At 59.3% G+C, this 15463-nt stretch carries 14 protein-coding genes; 7 read left to right on the top strand and 7 right to left on the bottom strand.

Features of this window, described 5'->3' with window-relative positions; all coding sequences use genetic code 11:
* Positions 1-109 precede the first annotated feature (109 nt).
* Genes hemL through AC1DWM_RS01985 form a run of 3 tightly spaced genes read right to left on the bottom strand, consistent with a single transcriptional unit; the run spans position 110 to position 2862 of the window.
* The gene (hemL, locus tag AC1DWM_RS01995) at positions 110-1393 is read right to left on the bottom strand and encodes a glutamate-1-semialdehyde 2,1-aminomutase (RefSeq protein ID WP_223521991.1); all 1284 of its coding nucleotides are present in this window, start codon (positions 1391-1393) and stop codon (positions 110-112) included.
* A gap of 15 nt (positions 1394-1408) precedes the next feature.
* On the bottom strand, positions 1409-2032 hold the full coding sequence (gene thiE, locus AC1DWM_RS01990; RefSeq protein ID WP_223521992.1) for a thiamine phosphate synthase: 624 nt from the start codon (positions 2030-2032) through the stop codon (positions 1409-1411).
* Between the two features lie 32 nt (positions 2033-2064).
* On the bottom strand, positions 2065-2862 hold the full coding sequence (locus AC1DWM_RS01985) for a hydroxymethylpyrimidine/phosphomethylpyrimidine kinase (protein ID WP_223521993.1): 798 nt from the start codon (positions 2860-2862) through the stop codon (positions 2065-2067).
* 317 nt (positions 2863-3179) lie between these two features.
* Between AC1DWM_RS01985 and AC1DWM_RS01980 the strand changes: the two genes are divergently transcribed.
* The 4 genes from AC1DWM_RS01980 (at position 3180) to AC1DWM_RS01965 (ending at position 9677) form a co-directional block, all read left to right on the top strand.
* On the top strand, positions 3180-5543 hold the full coding sequence (locus AC1DWM_RS01980; RefSeq protein WP_477794528.1) for a hybrid sensor histidine kinase/response regulator: 2364 nt from the start codon (positions 3180-3182) through the stop codon (positions 5541-5543).
* Positions 5544-5639: 96 nt separating this feature from the next.
* Positions 5640-7286: an acyl-CoA dehydrogenase family protein gene (locus AC1DWM_RS01975; protein WP_477794527.1), complete on the top strand. Its 1647-nt coding sequence runs from the start codon at positions 5640-5642 to the stop codon at positions 7284-7286.
* A gap of 178 nt (positions 7287-7464) precedes the next feature.
* Positions 7465-8964, top strand: coding sequence for an AMP nucleosidase (amn, locus tag AC1DWM_RS01970; protein ID WP_223521998.1), 1500 nt, complete (start codon positions 7465-7467; stop codon positions 8962-8964).
* Between the two features lie 71 nt (positions 8965-9035).
* The gene (locus tag AC1DWM_RS01965; protein ID WP_452628255.1) at positions 9036-9677 is read left to right on the top strand and encodes a pseudouridine synthase; all 642 of its coding nucleotides are present in this window, start codon (positions 9036-9038) and stop codon (positions 9675-9677) included.
* Here AC1DWM_RS01965 and AC1DWM_RS01960 read toward each other — a convergent pair.
* Positions 9672-9881 (bottom strand): DUF2788 domain-containing protein, encoded by a 210-nt coding sequence (locus tag AC1DWM_RS01960; protein WP_223522002.1) that lies wholly within the window; start codon positions 9879-9881, stop codon positions 9672-9674. The two genes, AC1DWM_RS01965 and AC1DWM_RS01960, sit on opposite strands and share 6 nt — an antisense overlap.
* Positions 9882-10106: 225 nt before the next feature.
* A complete protein-coding gene (locus tag AC1DWM_RS01955) occupies positions 10107-10586 on the bottom strand; it encodes an Lrp/AsnC family transcriptional regulator (protein ID WP_007937367.1) in 480 nt (159 codons plus the stop codon).
* Positions 10587-11021: 435 nt separating this feature from the next.
* On the opposite strand from AC1DWM_RS01955, the gene AC1DWM_RS01950 reads away from it, so the two are divergent.
* Positions 11022-12092 (top strand): DUF6515 family protein, encoded by a 1071-nt coding sequence (locus tag AC1DWM_RS01950; protein ID WP_477794526.1) that lies wholly within the window; start codon positions 11022-11024, stop codon positions 12090-12092.
* On the opposite strand, the gene AC1DWM_RS01945 is transcribed toward AC1DWM_RS01950, so the two are convergent.
* Positions 12077-12982, bottom strand: a complete 906-nt coding sequence (locus AC1DWM_RS01945) for a cation diffusion facilitator family transporter (protein ID WP_477794525.1) — start codon at positions 12980-12982, stop codon at positions 12077-12079. The genes AC1DWM_RS01950 and AC1DWM_RS01945 overlap by 16 nt on opposite strands.
* A 22-nt stretch (positions 12983-13004) precedes the next feature.
* Positions 13005-13424: a polyribonucleotide nucleotidyltransferase gene (locus tag AC1DWM_RS01940; RefSeq protein WP_223522008.1), complete on the bottom strand. Its 420-nt coding sequence runs from the start codon at positions 13422-13424 to the stop codon at positions 13005-13007.
* Between the two features lie 263 nt (positions 13425-13687).
* Here AC1DWM_RS01940 and AC1DWM_RS01935 point away from each other — a divergent pair, with 263 nt between their 5' ends.
* Both AC1DWM_RS01935 and AC1DWM_RS01930 read left to right on the top strand, forming a co-directional pair.
* Complete coding sequence (locus tag AC1DWM_RS01935) at positions 13688-14689, top strand: hypothetical protein (protein ID WP_477794524.1); 1002 nt, start codon at positions 13688-13690, stop codon at positions 14687-14689.
* Positions 14683-15435: a hypothetical protein gene (locus tag AC1DWM_RS01930; protein ID WP_477794523.1), complete on the top strand. Its 753-nt coding sequence runs from the start codon at positions 14683-14685 to the stop codon at positions 15433-15435. The genes AC1DWM_RS01935 and AC1DWM_RS01930 overlap by 7 nt, the downstream gene beginning before the upstream one ends.
* Positions 15436-15463: the final 28 nt, after the last annotated feature.

Below are 15463 nucleotides of genomic sequence, written 5' to 3'. Positions count from 1 at the left end.
GGGAATATATCGCCCAATTTGCGGGAGATTATTAGCAGTAGCGTAGGAAGAACGGTGCGGATGTAGGTAAAAGCTGACGCTGGCAGTCGCCAACGTCAGCGGTAAGGCGTTATTTCAATGCGGCGAATGCACGCTCAGCGGCATCCAGCGTCAGTTTCAACTCGACTTCGCCATGGGCGATCGAGGTGAAGCCGGCTTCGAAAGCGCTCGGCGCCAGGTACACCCCGCCATCGAGCATCAAGTGGAAGAAGCGACCGAACAGGGCCGCGTCGCTGGCCATCACGTCATCGAAGGTCACGATGTCGTCAGCGCCACTGAAGTACAGACCGAACATGCCGCCGGCCTGCGTGGTCACGAATGGAATACCCGCGGCGTCGGCGCGCTGTTGCAGGCCGTCGAGCAGGCGGCTGGTGTAGTCGCTCAGCTCGGCATGGAAACCCGGACGGCTGATCAGGCGCAGGGTGGTCAGGCCGGCGGCCATGGCCAGCGGGTTACCCGACAACGTGCCCGCCTGGTACACCGGGCCCAGTGGCGCGATGTGCGACATGATTTCGCGTTTGCCGCCGAAGCAGCCGACTGGCATGCCGCCGCCGATGATCTTGCCAAACGTGCTCAGGTCCGGCGTCACGCCGAAGTGTGCCTGGGCTCCGCCAAGGGCAACGCGGAAACCGGTCATCACTTCGTCGAAAATCAGTACCACGCCATGCTTGTCGCACAGGGTCCGCAGGCCTTCGAGGAAGCCCGGTGCCGGCGGTACGCAGTTCATGTTGCCGGCAACCGGCTCGACGATGATGCACGCCACGTCCTGGCCGACTTCGGCGAGCATGGCTTCTACCGCGTCAATGTCATTGAACGGCAGGGTCAGGGTGTGTTTGGCGAAGTCCGCCGGCACGCCGGCCGAGCTCGGTACGCCTTGGGTCAATGCGCCGGAACCGGCCTTGACCAGCAGGCTGTCGGAGTGACCGTGGTAGCAGCCTTCAAACTTGATGATGTTGTCGCGGCCAGTGAAACCACGGGCCAGGCGGATCGCGCTCATGGTCGCTTCAGTGCCGGAACTGACCATGCGCACCATTTCCATCGACGGCACGATCGAGCAGACCAGGTCGGCCATCTCGGTTTCCATCGCGGTCGGGGCGCCGTAGGACAACCCGTGTTCCAGCTGTTTACGCACCGCGTCCAGCACGTCCGGATGGCTGTGGCCGAGGATCATCGGGCCCCATGAACCCACGTAATCGACATAACGCTTGTCGTCTTCGTCGGTGACGTAGGCGCCTTCAGCGTGTTTGAAAAACAGCGGGGTGCCACCCACGCTTTTGAACGCGCGAACAGGCGAGTTCACGCCCCCGGGAATGTGTTTCTGGGCATTGGCAAACAGGGTTTCGGAACGAGACATGGTCGGGCTCTCAAATCAGATTTTAAGTAATTCATTAAAGGCGCGGGCGCGGCGTGTCACTTCAGCCGGGCTCTCGGCGCCAAACAGACCGTGGACGACCGCCAGCAGATCAACCCCATGGGCCACCAGTGGCGCGGCGTTTTCCAGGGTGATGCCACCAATCGCGCAAATCGGCAGGTGCAGTGTGCGGCGGGCCTGGTCGAGCAGTTCGAGGCTGCAAGTGGGGGCGCCGGGTTTGGTGTTGGAGTTGAAGAAACGACCGAAGGCGACATAACTGGCGCCTTCCTTCGCGGCTTGTTCGGCGAGTTCGAGTTGCGCGTGGCAGGTCGAACCGATGATGGCTTTGGAGCCGAGCAGAGCGCGGGTCGGCGACAACGGACCATCGGTCTGGCCCAGGTGCACGCCGACGTTCAGGCGTGCGGCCAGTTCGGCATCGTCATTGATGATCAGCTGGGTTTTATAGCGGTCGCACAGATCGCGCAAGGCTTCGGCCTCGCGCAGGCGTCGGGCCTCGTCGCTGCTCTTGTCGCGGTACTGCAGCAGGGTGACGCCGCCTTCCAGCGCCGCCTCCACGTACTCAAGCAGTTTACCGGCCAGCAACTGTCTGTCGGTAATAGCGTACAGGCCACGTAGTTTCATCGAACAAGCCTCACCGCATGACTAATAGAAAGTTACGAACAGAAATCCAGCGGCAGGCGGCGCGGCACGAACTGGCCTTTGCCCAATTGCTCCGCATCACGCAGGGTTCGCCATGTGTAGTTAAGCGCGGTCTGCACGGCGCTAACGAGGTTTTCACCTTGGGCCAGACGACCGGCCAGGGCGCTGGCCAATGTGCAACCGGAACCGTGATAACTGCCGGGCAAGCGCTGGCAGGTGAAGGTTTCGCGGTGGCCGTCGCGGCTGTACAGGCGATTGTGTATTTCGTGTTCGTCGCCATGGCCGCCGGTGATCAGCAGGTGTTTGACGAATGGCAGCAGTTTTTCGGCGCACTCGTCGGCGGTGCCTTCGGGCAGTTCGGCGAGGATGCGCGCTTCGGGAAGGTTAGGGGTGGCAATGATCGAAAGTGGCAGCAGGCGTTCGCGCATGGCATAGCCGACTTCGTCCTTGCCCAGTCGTCCGCCACCGCCGGCGCGCAGCACCGGGTCGCAGACCACTGGCAGGTGTGGGTGCGCCAAGAGCAGTTCGACTACCGTGTCGACCATCTCCAGGGAACCGAGCATGCCCAGTTTGACCGCGGCGACTTCGGAATCGTTGAGTACGGCATTGGCCTGGGCCAACACCCACTCACGGTCGAGGACGCGAAAGTCAGTGACGTTGACCGTGTCTTGCACGGTCAGGGCGGTGACGGCCGGGGCCGCATGACAACCCTGAGCGAGCAGGGCTTCGATATCTGCCTGCAAGCCGGCGCCACCACTTGGGTCGTGGCCGGAGAGACAGAGGACAACGGGGCGAGAGCTGTAGATATTCATGGTGCGCGAGCTTACCACCAGTCGACCAACGAGTCATGAGACGGACCGGCCGACGCAGGCTTCGCCAGTTGCTACAGGAATGCGGTAGGCAGCAGCGTCATTCTCTCACTCTGACCGGGCAAACAGCTCTATATCAATGGTTGTCGCTGGAACGCCCGTTCTAGAGCCTTGCTGTAAATATTTCAATGGTGTTCAAAGGCCATCAACGGCTATGCTAGAGTGGATCCAAACCAATAACAGGTAATGCCGGTTTTACGTCTACTCAAAAGGAATGAGGGGCTTCCTGAGATAACCGGACAGGCCACGCTGGGGCTTAAATGCGCTATTTGCTGATGTTGCTGCTTTGCTTGCCCCTCATGGCGAGCGCCGTCGAGTTCGACGAGTTCACTCAAAGCCTGCCCTTGGGCAAAAGCCTGCAAGTGTTCGAAGACGCGGGCGGTCAGGCGACCATCGCCGATGTCCGCGCGCAAGCTGCGGCTGGAAACTTCAAGACCCACGACAAAGCGACACTCAACGCCGGCTATTCGCGTTCGGCGTTCTGGCTGAAAATCGACCTGCACTATCGTCCGACCAACCCGGAGGCACAACGCACCTGGCTGCTCGAACTGGCCTATCCGCCCCTTGATCACCTCGATCTGTACTTGCCCGATGCTACCGGCAGCTATCAATTGGTGCGCCAGACCGGTGATGCCTTGCCGTTTGCCACGCGCGCGATCCGTCAGAACAACTACCTGTTCGATTTGAATTTCACGCCTGACCAGGCACAAACGGTGTACCTGCGCCTGCAAAGTGAAGGCTCGATCCAGGCGCCGGTCACCTTGTGGTCGAGCACCGCTTTCCTCGAAGAACAGCCGGTCCGGCTTTATGTGTTGGGGCTGATCTATGGCGTGTTGTTGGGGATGCTGGTTTACAACCTGTTCATCTACCTCAGCGTGCGCGACACCAGCTACCTCTATTACATCTTCTATATCGCCTCGTTCGGGTTGTATCAGCTGTCAGTCAACGGCGCGGCCGTGCAATATTTCTGGCCGAATAACCCGTGGTGGGCCAACGCAGCAACACCGTTCTTCATCGGTTGCGCCGGGCTGTTCGGCAGCCAGTTCGCCCGTAGCTTCCTGCAGACAGGGTCTTACGGGCGCTGGCTCGATCGCTTGCTGCTGGCATTGATTGCATTCGGCGCGGTGGTGATCGGGCTGTCATTGATGGCCAGTTACGCCCTGGCCTTGCGTCTGGCCACCGCATTGGCCTTGACCTTCACGGTGGTGATTTTCGCCGCCGGGTTGTTTGCCTGGTTGCGTGGCTTGCGTGTGGCGCGGTATTTCATCATTGCCTGGTCGGCGTTTTTGCTCGGCGGCATCGTCAACACGCTGATGGTGCTGGGTTACCTGCCCAACGTGTTCCTGACCATGTATTCGAGCCAGATAGGCTCAGCAATCGAAGTTGCCTTGCTGTCGCTGGCCCTGGCTGACCGAATCAACGCCATGCGCGAGCAACAAGCGCAAACGCTGTTTGATGCAGGTCAAAAACTCGAAATGCTGAACCAGCAACTGGCTCACAGTAACAAGCTCAAGGATGAATTCCTCGCCACCCTGACCCACGAATTGCGCACCCCCATGAACGGTGTGATCGGTTCGCTGGAGTTGATGCAGACCGTCGAGATGGACCCTGAACTGGAGCAATACCAGCAAACTGCCGCCGGTTCCGCGCGGGACATGATGCGCATGGTCAATGGCATCCTGACCCTGACCGAATTGCAGGCCGGCAAGCTCAAGGCCTCCCCTGCAGTGTTCAGCTTGCGGGGCGTGGTCGATGCCTTGCGCGCGCAATTCGAGGTCAACGCATCGAGCAAGTCGCTGGACTTCAAAGTCGACGTCACGGCGGGGCTGCCGGATCGCTTGCACGGTGACAGCGCCAAACTCACGCAATGCCTGGAATGCCTGTTGGACAACGCGATCAAGTTCACTCGGGTCGGTGGGCTGGCGTTGCGGGTGACGGGCAAGCCAGTGGAAAACGGTCGGCTGTCGTTGTCGTTTGCGGTAATCGACACGGGTATCGGCTTCACCGATCTGGGGGAGGCGACGATGTATCAGCGTTTCTTCCAGCTCGACGGTTCAATGACTCGCGAATACGGCGGTTTGGGCGTGGGGCTGGCGATTTGTCGGCAACTGGTCGAACTGCTCGGTGGGCGCCTGACGCACCGCTCCGAGCCGGGCAGTGGTAGCCGCTTCCAGCTTGATGTCGACTTTGAAGTGCCGGTGGTAGAGCGACCGCCCATACCGTTGATGAGCGGCGATCTTGCGCGTTTGCGCTTGCCTCAGGATTGCAGCGTATTGCTGGTGGATGACAACAGCGTCAATCAGTTAGTGATGCGCGGTATGTTGCTTAAACTCGGGTTCCGGGTGCGTTCCGCCGACAACGGTCTGAACGCGCTCGATCAATTGCAGCGTGAAACCTTTGATGCGGTGCTGGTCGATTGTCAGTTGCCGCCTCAAGACGGCATCTCCCTGTGCTGCCAGATCCGCGCCTTGCCGGGTTGCGCCGAATTGCCGGTGTTCGTGGTGGCTCTGAGTGTTGATCGTGAACGTTGCCCGACCGCAGACTCGATCGATTACTTGAACAAACCGGTAAAATTCGAAGATTTACAGGCCGCGCTCTATCGTCGTGTGTTGTGCCCAGGCTAGGGCGAAAGCGCCGACAGTTAGGCGGATATGCCACTTTGTTCAGTCTCTGGGCAGTGCTTAACTGACTCCCTTGGCTGACCCAAAGGAGCCCCCGTCATGAACCTGCATCAGTTTGCCGAAACCCACGAAGTCACCAACCAGCCTCCGTCGCTGGACGGCACCAACCTTTATCGCATCGACTTGCCGTTGCAAGAATGGTCGCGGCGGTTCGGGGCCAGTTGGGCCGAGTCGCGGATCGACGCGTATGGCGCACTGGCAGGCGGGCCGCTGATGGAGGCCGGATTTGCGGCCAACCAAAACAAACCGGTATTCGTCAGCCATGACCGTTATGGCCACCGTATCGATTTAGTGGAGTTCCACCCGGCCTATCACCAATTGATGCGCACCGCGGTCGAGCACGGGCTGACCTCGTTGCCTTGGGCACATCCGCAGTCCGGTGCGCATGTGGCCCGAGCGTCCATGAGTTATCTGCACAGCCAGGCCGAAGCCGGAAGCGGTTGCCCATTGACCATGACCTTCGCCAGCGTTCCGGCAATGCGCCTGCAACCGGACCTGGCTGAGCAGTGGCTGCCGAAAATCCTTTCTACCGAATACGACCCGCACAACGTCGGCATGGCGCACAAGGCCGGTGTGACCATCGGCATGGCCATGACCGAGAAGCAGGGCGGCACCGACGTGCGCGCCAACACCACCAAGGCGTATCCGATCGGCGCCAGCGGTCCGGGCCAGGCTTACGAACTGGTCGGTCACAAGTGGTTCTGCTCGGCACCGATGTGCGATGCCTTCCTGACCCTGGCGCAGACTGACAAGGGGTTGACCTGTTTCTTGCTGCCGCGCCATCGTCCCGACGACACGCGCAATCAGTTCTACATCCAGCGCCTGAAAAACAAACTCGGCAATTGCTCCAACGCCTCCAGCGAAGTGGAATTTCGTGGCGCGCTGGCGTGGATGGTCGGCGAAGAAGGGCGGGGCGTGCCAACCATCATCGAAATGGTCGCCATGACCCGCTTCGATTGTATGGTCGGTTCCAGCGCATTGATGCGCCAGGCCCTGACCCAGGCCAGCCATCACTGCGCTCACCGCTCGGTCGGCGGCAAGCTGCTCAGCGAACAGCCGTTGATGCAAAACGTGCTCGCCGATCTGGCGCTGGAAAGTGAGGCCGCCCTGGCCTTGAGCCTGCGCATGGGCAAGGCGCTGGATCATCTGGACGACAGCCATGAAGCGAAATTCGCCCGACTGGTGACGGCAGTGGGCAAATACTGGATCTGCAAACGCGCGCCCGCCATGATCAACGAAGCCGCTGAATGCATGGGCGGCGCCGGGTACGTCGAAGAAAGCATCCTGCCGCGCCTGTACCGTGAGGCACCGGTCAATTCGACATGGGAAGGTTCCGGCAACGTACAGTGCCTGGATGTGCTGCGGGCGCTGTCGAAAGAGCCAGGTGTGCTCGACGTGCTATTCAGCGAATTGGGCGATGGTCATGGTGACAAACGCCTGGCCGCGCACATCAATCAGTTGCAGGCGGCGTTCAAGGACACCAGCGACATTCAATACCGCGCGCGGCAACTCACCGAAGACATCGCCTTGGGGCTTCAGGCCAAGCTGTTGCTGGAGGCGGGGAACGCGGCGGTCAGCGATGCGTTTATCGCCAGCCGTCTTGGTTCCGCCGGTCGGGTGTATGGCGCGTTGCCGCGTGGGCTGGATGTAGAGGCGATTGTCGCCCGGTCGACTCCGCTTATGTGAACGACACAGAACCCCTGTGGGAGCGAGACCGGCTTGCCGGCGATAGCGGTTTAACATCCAGCATTGATGTTGTCTGACACCCCGCCATCGCGAGCAGGCTCACTCCCACATTGGTTCTCGGCTGGACTTGGCATTTGAGTAGCACCCACTGTTCCCGTGAAGCGACGATGCAGGCAAGATGAAGGTCTGCAAGTCAGAACACAGGATGCTGATCGTGACCGAAGCTTTTATTGTCGTTCAAACCGCCGAGCAAGCCGTGGACCGGCTTGCGCTCTTGCACAATCGTGCAACCACCGCGCTGAATCAGGCGCTCAAGCGTTACCTCAAGGATCGTGTCGAACCGGACGCCGAACAGCGTGCGATGTTTCGTTATCCCGAACTGCGGCTGACCTATCACTGCCAGGGCGAAGTCCCGCAGACCACGCGCGCCTATGCCAAGGTTCAACTGCCGGGGACCTACAGCGTCACCGTCACCCATCCGGCCGCTTTCCGTAAATACCTGCTGGAACAACTCGTGCCGTTGATGCACGACTTCACCGTGACCGTCGAAGTCGGCATCAGCCAGCAAAACATTCCTTATCCGTACGTGGTCGAACAGGGCGATGAACTGGCCGGCTCCGGCGTGACCGCTGCTGTGCTGGCGCGCGTGTTCCCGAGTACCGATTTGTCGGCCGCGACCGATGGCATTGCCGATGGTTTGTACGATTGGGAAAACACCGACCCGTTGCCACTGGCGCTGTTCGACGCCGCCCGGGTGGATTTCTCCCTGCGCCGACTGGTGCATTACACCGGCAGTGACTGGCGTCATGTGCAGCCATGGATTCTGCTGACCAACTACCACCGCTACGTTGACCAGTTCATCGTCCATGGCCTGGAGCAATTGCGCAGCGATCAGCGCTTCGTGCGCATGGTTCTGCCGGGCAACGTGATCATCGAAAAAAGCATGGACCACGGCGAAGCCTCGGCGATTGCCGCCGGTGTGGTCTGGCACCGCTATCAGATGCCGGCCTATCACCTGATCGCCAGCGACGGCCACGGCGTGACCCTGGTGAACATCGGCGTCGGCCCGTCCAACGCCAAAAACATCACCGACCACTTGGCCGTGCTGCGTCCGCATTGCTGGCTGATGATCGGACACTGCGGCGGCTTGCGTCAGTCGCAGACTATCGGCGACTACGTACTGGCGCACGCTTACATGCGCCGCGACGGGATTCTCGACCGGGTCGTACCGCCGAACATTCCGATTCCGGCCTTGGCTGAAGTGCAGATGGCGTTGCAGCAAGCGGCGGCCAATATCACCGGCGAAAAAGGCGATGAGCTGAAAAAACGCCTGCGCACCGGCACCGTACTGACTTACGACGACCGCAACTGGGAGCTGCGTTGGGCTCAGGAGCGTCCACTGATCAACCTGTCCCGCGCCGTGGCGGTGGACATGGAAAGCGGCACCATCGCCGCCCAAGGCTATCGTTTACGCGTTCCCTACGGCACGTTGCTGTGTGTCTCGGACAAACCGTTGCACAGTGAAATCAAGTTGCCGGGCTCGGCCAACGCTTTCTATGAGCGTGCGGTCAGCCAGCACTTGAAGATCGGCATCGAGGCAGTGGACCTGTTACGTACCGAACTCAACTCGCTGCACTCGCGCAAACTGCGCAGCTTCGACGAGCCACCGTTTCGCTAACGGTTGTCATGGTCATTTAGCGGTCAGGGCACTAGCATTAGCAGCCCTGACCGTTAGATGTTTCTTTCCCCATGTCTCGTCCCCAACGTCCCGTATCTAGTCGCCCTGGCGCAAAGCCTGCACCATCCTCCTCAGCCCCGCGCCGTGTCGCCAAAGTACCGCCGGCCGAGCCGAAGCTGATTCTGTTCAACAAACCTTTTGATGTGCTGACCCAATTCAGCGACGGCGAAGGGCGGGCGACGCTCAAGGATTACATCGACATCCCGGGGATTTACCCGGCAGGACGGCTGGACCGCGACAGTGAAGGTTTGCTTTTGCTGACCAACGACGGCCAGCTCCAGGCGCGGATTGCTGACCCGAAACACAAACTGGCCAAGACCTATTGGGTGCAGGTGGAAGGCGAGCCGAGTGCCGAGCAATTGCAGCGTTTGCGTGACGGTGTCGAACTGAACGACGGCATGACCTTGCCGGCCGAAGCGCGGCAGCTGGACGAGCCTGAACTGTGGCCACGCAACCCGCCCGTGCGCTTTCGCAAAAGCGTGCCGACGAGCTGGCTGGAGCTGGTGATTCGCGAGGGGCGTAACCGTCAGGTACGGCGCATGACGGCGGCGGTCGGCTTGCCGACATTGCGTCTGGTGCGGGTCAGAATCGGCGACTGGACGATCGAAGGGCTCGATCAGGGCCAGTGGAAGGAAGTACCGGCGCGTTTATAACGTGCCGGATTCGATCAGGCCGATCACCACGCTTTTGATCACGAACGCGGCCACGCCCAGACCCAGTACAAAGAACAATATGAGCGAGCCAAAGCGCCCGGCCTTGGACTTCTTCGCCAGATCCCAGACGATGAAACCCATGAAAATGATCAGGATGCTGACAAGGCCAGTCATCATCCATTCTTCAAATACTGCAGGATCCATCGAACATCTCCAGCGTGGGCGAGACTAAAAGGCGCTGGAGTATACGCCACGGGGAATTGGCGAAGTATTGACCTGCGTCGGTGTGTCGCAGGCATTCGTCGCCTGGGCCGGCCCCTTCGCTGCGATGCGGCGACCCGACAAGCCAGCTCCTACAGGATTTGTGTCGGCCGCGAAATTGCGGTCCACACCAATTCTGTAGGAGCTGGCTTGCCAGCAAAGGCTGTTTCAGCTGCGCAAATGAGTCAACGGCAGCTCGGTACTATTGAGCACCTGATTCAATACAAAACTCGACCGCACACTGGTCACCCCTTCAATCCGCGTCAAATGCCCCAGCAGCAGTTTCTGATAGTGATCCATATCCGGCACCACCACCTTCAGCTGATAGTCGGCATCCATCCCCGTCACCAGGCTGCACTCCAGCACCTGCGGCAACGTACGAATCGCTGCTTCGAAGTTCTCGAATCGTTCCGGTGTGTGCCGGTCCATACCGATCAGCACGTAAGCCGTCAGGCTCAAACCGAGCATCTTGCGGTCCAGCAGGGCGACCTGGCGGGAGATATAGCCGTCATCTTCCAGTTGCTTGACCCGGCGCGAGCATGGCGAGGGCGACAGGCCGATGCGTTCGGCCAATTCCTGGTTGGAGATGCGCGCGTCACGCTGCAATTCCGCCAAAATGCTCAAGTCGTATCGGTCGAGTTTGCTCATCAATCAGTCCTTTGTCTTAACTATTGCGGAAGATTATCTATCTAGGGTTAAAAATTGCGCAAGTGATGTTTAATTGAGCAATCTTCGCAATCCTCTGCCGGCGCCTCAGGCCTATTCTTATCACCAGAATCACTGCTCGGACAAACAGTCCACAGCGGCTCGCCCAACCAGGCCAGCCGCGGCCGCCACCCCCACCGGGGATGTGCCGGCCCCCGAGCTGCACACTGTCCAGAAGACGGCGTGAGGTGAGCCGACGTCATAAGCGTCGAGCACGGACGAAGTTCTCAAAGGGAGGCCGACGGGTCTCCCTTTTCTTTTGCGTGCTATTTCCGTTCTGCCCTCAATAAATAAGTTTCGCGACTGATAACCTGTTGCAGAACCGGCCTGTGCTTTTCCAGTCTTACGTACAGGCCCTAACCCGCAGTGAGGATAAGCATGAAGTCGCGCATCTGGCGTTTAGCCGGTGTTGGTTTATTGTGCGTCAGTGTCACTGCGCAATCGCTGGCCGATGATCAGCAAAACCGTGGGTCCGATGGCGGCCAGCATGGGTCGGACAGCCATCAGGGAAACGGTCAGGGCCATGGCGGTAATAATCAACCGCACCCGCAGAATAATGGTCAGCAGCAGAACCCGCAGCACCCGCAAAACAACGACGTCAATCGTGGCGACAACAACCGCCAGTTCGAGCACAACCGCCAGAATCAGAACAATGGCCAGTGGCAGAGCCGCCCGCAGCCTGACTTCAATAATCCGATCCGATCGCCTCCGCCCCCGCCGCAACTGCCGGCCAATGACCTGCCGATCCAGCCCCGGCCCGACACCGTGCACCAGACCCAGCCGCCGCAGCGTGGTTACTATCAGGACATGCCGCGACGCAACGACAACAACCAGCGCTGGAACGGCTATATCGGCGCTCCATCCTATGACAATCATTGGCAGGGTCGCCCGAGTAGCTACGGAAATGGCTGGGGCCCCGGCCCGCAGTATCGCCCGGGACACGTGATCGACCGCTTCCCGGACCGCGAGTACCGCGTGCCTTACCGTGGCATGGATTATTTCTACTCTGGCGGTTACTGGTATCGTCCGCTGGGCCCCCGCTATGTGGTGGTTGAACCACCGCGCGGGATTCGCGTCAGCTATTTGCCGGATTACGCGGAGCAGGTGTTGATCGGCGGGGCGGTGCTGTTCCTGGCGGCAGGCTCGTATTACGCCTATCAGGAGAGCACCCGGGATTACGTCGTGGTCGAGCCACCGGCTGGGACCTTGCAACCGCAACAGCAGCCGCAAGTCGCCAGCAACGGATATGACGTGGAGGCGTATCCAGCCAACGGGCAGTCGGCGGAGCAGGTCAATCAGGATGGTTACGAGTGCTATCAATACGCGGTGCAGCAGAGTGGGTTCGACCCGCGAACCGCGACCTATCAACCGGACCCATCGGTGGTTCAAAACTATCGCCAGGCCCAGGGCAACTGCCTGAGCAGCCGTGGTTATCAGGTGAGTTTCTGACCCCTGGCGGTCTGCACCACTTCCTGCGGGTCCGCGTGCACCAGCACTTCGGCTCGCGGGTAGGCGGCGTGAATCGCATCGGCGGCCTGATCGCTGATGCCATGGGCAACTGACAAGGTCAAATCCCCCGGCAGCTCCAGATGCAATTGCACAAACCACTGGCTGCCGGAAACCCGCGTGCGCAGATCATGCGCACCCAAAACCCCCGGCACGCTGCACGCCAGTTCAAGCATGTGCTGACTGACATCCGGCGGCAGCTCTTCATCCATCAACACCGTAAAACTTTCCCGGGCGATCTGAATCGCGCTCCAGAGAATGTACGCGGCAATCCCCAGGCCGAACCAAGGGTCGACCTGATGCCAGCCAAACCCGGCCAGCACCAGCGCCACCAGAATGCTGCCGTTGAGCAGCAGGTCCGAGCGGTAATGCAGCGAGTCCGCGCGCACTGCGTTGGAGCCGGTGGCCTTGACGACGCGATGTTGCAACATCAGCAACGCCAGCGTCAGCGCCAGGGACAGCACAATCACGCCGATGCTGATCCACGGCGCACCCACAGGCTCTGGATGTTGCAGTCGTTCAAACGCCTGCAAGGCAATCAACACCGCACTGCCACCAATGAACAACGCCTGGGCCATGCCCGCCAGCGACTCGGCCTTGCCATGCCCGTATCGGTGATCGTCATCGGCCGGGCGCAAGGCGTAATGCACCGCCAGCAGGTTTAGCAGAGACGTGACGCCGTCGAGCGCCGAGTCGGTCAACCCGGCGAGCATGCTCACCGAACCGCTCAACCACCAGGCGATGGCTTTGGCGACGATCAGCGTACACGCCACTGCCACCGAGGCGCGGGTGGCCAGCCGCAGCAGGCGGGCGTGTTCGGAGCTGGAAGTCATAAGTGCGGCTTTTCCTTATGGTTTACGCGGCGGGTTGCAGACCGAACATCGCCAGTTGCTGGGCGCTGCCCTTGTGTTGAATCAGGCGTGGGTCGTCCAGAGGGAAGCTACGGCCCAGTTCTGTTTCGAGAATAGTCTGCAACTTGTGGTTATCGACCTTGCCGTCGGCGCCGATCGCTTCCTTGAGTTTTTCCGGGGCTACATGAGCGGTCTTGCCCGGCTCCAGATAAATCGCGCCGGTGGCGAAGTCGACCGCAAAAGCGATCAGGCCGGGGAGGATGTAGAACAGTAGGCCAACGGCATCCAGCGCCGCTACGACCGGGTCAATCTTGCCGTCAATCTGCCCACGGCGGTCGGGGAAGAAAATCGACCCGCAAGCGGTAACCTGGGTCAGCAGAGTTGCGACCAATACACCGCCAATCAGGCGAAAGGGAACACGCATAGAAAATCTCCTGGGTAATTTCAAAACGAAAGAGCGTCGGTATGAATTAAGACCCTGACGAACGCCTGGCAGTTCGCCGTTATACCCGGCCCTCTGTTTGGGGGCTAGTAGATTTATGAGGATTTACCTGATCAGCGTGAAGCGTTGGCGACACGCTAGGGCGCGCTGTTAAAGCCATGCCGGAACTAAAGTCGTGTAACGTGATTGTTGCACGGTAACAGCGCGTCCGTTACTGTGCGTTAATCGTGTTATTGGACACCGAAGTGAACACCAGCAGACAAGACATTCAAGATTACTTCGAATTGGTTTTCGGGACTAAACCCGAGATCAGGCGCTGGGCGAAGTCCAAGGGTTTGCCCTTTTATCTCCTGGATGAATACGCCTTCGACACCGTGACGCTCTATGGCCGCCAATGCCTTTTACTGCTTGCTCACGAACCCTTTGAAAACGTCGCGAAGATTCGCAAGCACCTCGATGTTTTGAAAAAGATGGTGGATCACCCGATCCTCTATGCCACCGGCGCCCTCAAATCCTACGAGCGTAAACGCCTCATCGAGGCCGGGATTCAGTTTGTAGTGCCCGGCAATCAACTCTTCGCTCCACAGCTTGGAATGGATCTGCGCGAGTACTTTCGCAGCAGGCATGCCGAGAGAGAAGTCATGGGGCCGGCAAGCCAGGCATTGCTTATCGCCGCCATTGTTCGAGGATGGGACAAGGACTTTACTTTTCGAGGTGTGGACCTGGCGGATGGAGAGCCGTACTCCAAAATGACGATGTCCAGAGCGATGAAGGAATTTGAATCGTTCGGATTGATAGAGCCGGCCTCGAGTGAAAAATCACCTCGCTGGCGCTTTGTTGCGACGCCTGAAGTCACGTGGGAAAAAGCGTTACCAGCGTTGCAAAGCCCGGTCAAACGTGTGGTTTATTCTGACCGCCAACTCTTGTTACAGCGAGCTGCCGGACTGTCGGCACTCAGCAAAGCATCGATGCTCGCGGAACCCTTGATACCCGTAATCGCGTGCTCCAAAGACGAGTGGGACTTAGAGGTTCAGCGCTCGGGCTGTAAAGAGGTCGGCCAATTTGATGATCCGGCTTTTGAGGTCGAGATCTGGAGTTACTCCCCCCATCACATTGGCGGCAATACCTGTATTCCAGAGTCGAGTGAAAGCGTCGACCCCCTTTCTCTCTACCTCAGCTTGAAGGACGACGTTGATGACAGAGTCCAAATCAGCCTTGATGAAATGATGGAGAAAATTGAATGGTAAAAGGACTGGATACCTTTCGCGCAGCCTTCGCCGGCTATGCGGATCGATATGTGCTGATTGGCGGCGTTGCAGCGAGCCTGACGCTTGAAGAAGCAGGTATACCCTTCAGGGCTACCCGAGATTTGGACATTGTCCTGATCATAGAAGCGCTGGATGACGTGTTCGGTATTGAGTTCTGGGAGTTCGTAAAGCGCGGAGGCTACACCGAGCGTCACGAACTGGATGGGCCGACGAGGCGTTACAGGTTTGGCAATCCCACCGATGACAGTTACCCGGTACTGCTGGAGTTGTTCTCGCGGGCTCCTGAAGGCTTATCGCTGCCCGAAGGTGCACATCTGACCCCGATCCCAGTAGACGGAGAGGTTTCCGATTTGTCTGCCATTCTGCTCGACGAGGCTTATTACACTTTCATCGTAGAGGGTCGCAACGACACAGAGGACCTTTCCTACATCGGTGTCGACCGATTGATTCCGCTTAAAGCACAGGCATGGACCAATCTCACGCGTCGTGACTGCGAGGAGCCAAACGCTGGCCGCAAGAGCAATAAACATCTGAAGGATGTTGTTGTCTTGTCCCGTCTTCTTTCTGAAGAGCCAGCATTTGATCTGCCAAAAAGCATAGCAGTGGACCTACGACAATTTCTGGACGTCATGCTTTCGCTGGACGTAGACATGAAAGCCATCGGGTTGCGTGGAGTTACCATCGCTGAAGTAGCGGAGCGCATCCGGACAGCATTCAAAATCTAGATTCTGAACGCCCGGTTGCATTGAGCCG

Source organism: Pseudomonas sp. P4_C8 (genome assembly GCF_056401975.1).
Note: the sequence above shows the minus strand (reverse complement) of the source record. Positions and strands in the feature narration are given on the sequence as shown.

What these genes read in the sequence shown, in the direction of transcription:
- AC1DWM_RS01950 (WP_477794526.1), top strand. Translation starts at nt 11,022, where the DNA reads ATGAAGTCGCGCATCTGGCGTTTAGCCGGTGTTGGTTTATTGTGCGTC.
- AC1DWM_RS01985 (WP_223521993.1), bottom strand. Translation starts at nt 2,862, where the DNA reads ATGAATATCTACAGCTCTCGCCCCGTTGTCCTCTGTCTCTCCGGCCAC.
- AC1DWM_RS01940 (WP_223522008.1), bottom strand. Translation starts at nt 13,424, where the DNA reads ATGCGTGTTCCCTTTCGCCTGATTGGCGGTGTATTGGTCGCAACTCTG.
- amn (WP_223521998.1), top strand. Translation starts at nt 7,465, where the DNA reads ATGAAGGTCTGCAAGTCAGAACACAGGATGCTGATCGTGACCGAAGCT.
- AC1DWM_RS01980 (WP_477794528.1), top strand. Translation starts at nt 3,180, where the DNA reads ATGCGCTATTTGCTGATGTTGCTGCTTTGCTTGCCCCTCATGGCGAGC.
- thiE (WP_223521992.1), bottom strand. Translation starts at nt 2,032, where the DNA reads ATGAAACTACGTGGCCTGTACGCTATTACCGACAGACAGTTGCTGGCC.
- AC1DWM_RS01930 (WP_477794523.1), top strand. Translation starts at nt 14,683, where the DNA reads ATGGTAAAAGGACTGGATACCTTTCGCGCAGCCTTCGCCGGCTATGCG.
- hemL (WP_223521991.1), bottom strand. Translation starts at nt 1,393, where the DNA reads ATGTCTCGTTCCGAAACCCTGTTTGCCAATGCCCAGAAACACATTCCC.
- AC1DWM_RS01955 (WP_007937367.1), bottom strand. Translation starts at nt 10,586, where the DNA reads ATGAGCAAACTCGACCGATACGACTTGAGCATTTTGGCGGAATTGCAG.
- AC1DWM_RS01965 (WP_452628255.1), top strand. Translation starts at nt 9,036, where the DNA reads ATGTCTCGTCCCCAACGTCCCGTATCTAGTCGCCCTGGCGCAAAGCCT.
- AC1DWM_RS01960 (WP_223522002.1), bottom strand. Translation starts at nt 9,881, where the DNA reads ATGGATCCTGCAGTATTTGAAGAATGGATGATGACTGGCCTTGTCAGC.
- AC1DWM_RS01975 (WP_477794527.1), top strand. Translation starts at nt 5,640, where the DNA reads ATGAACCTGCATCAGTTTGCCGAAACCCACGAAGTCACCAACCAGCCT.
- AC1DWM_RS01945 (WP_477794525.1), bottom strand. Translation starts at nt 12,982, where the DNA reads ATGACTTCCAGCTCCGAACACGCCCGCCTGCTGCGGCTGGCCACCCGC.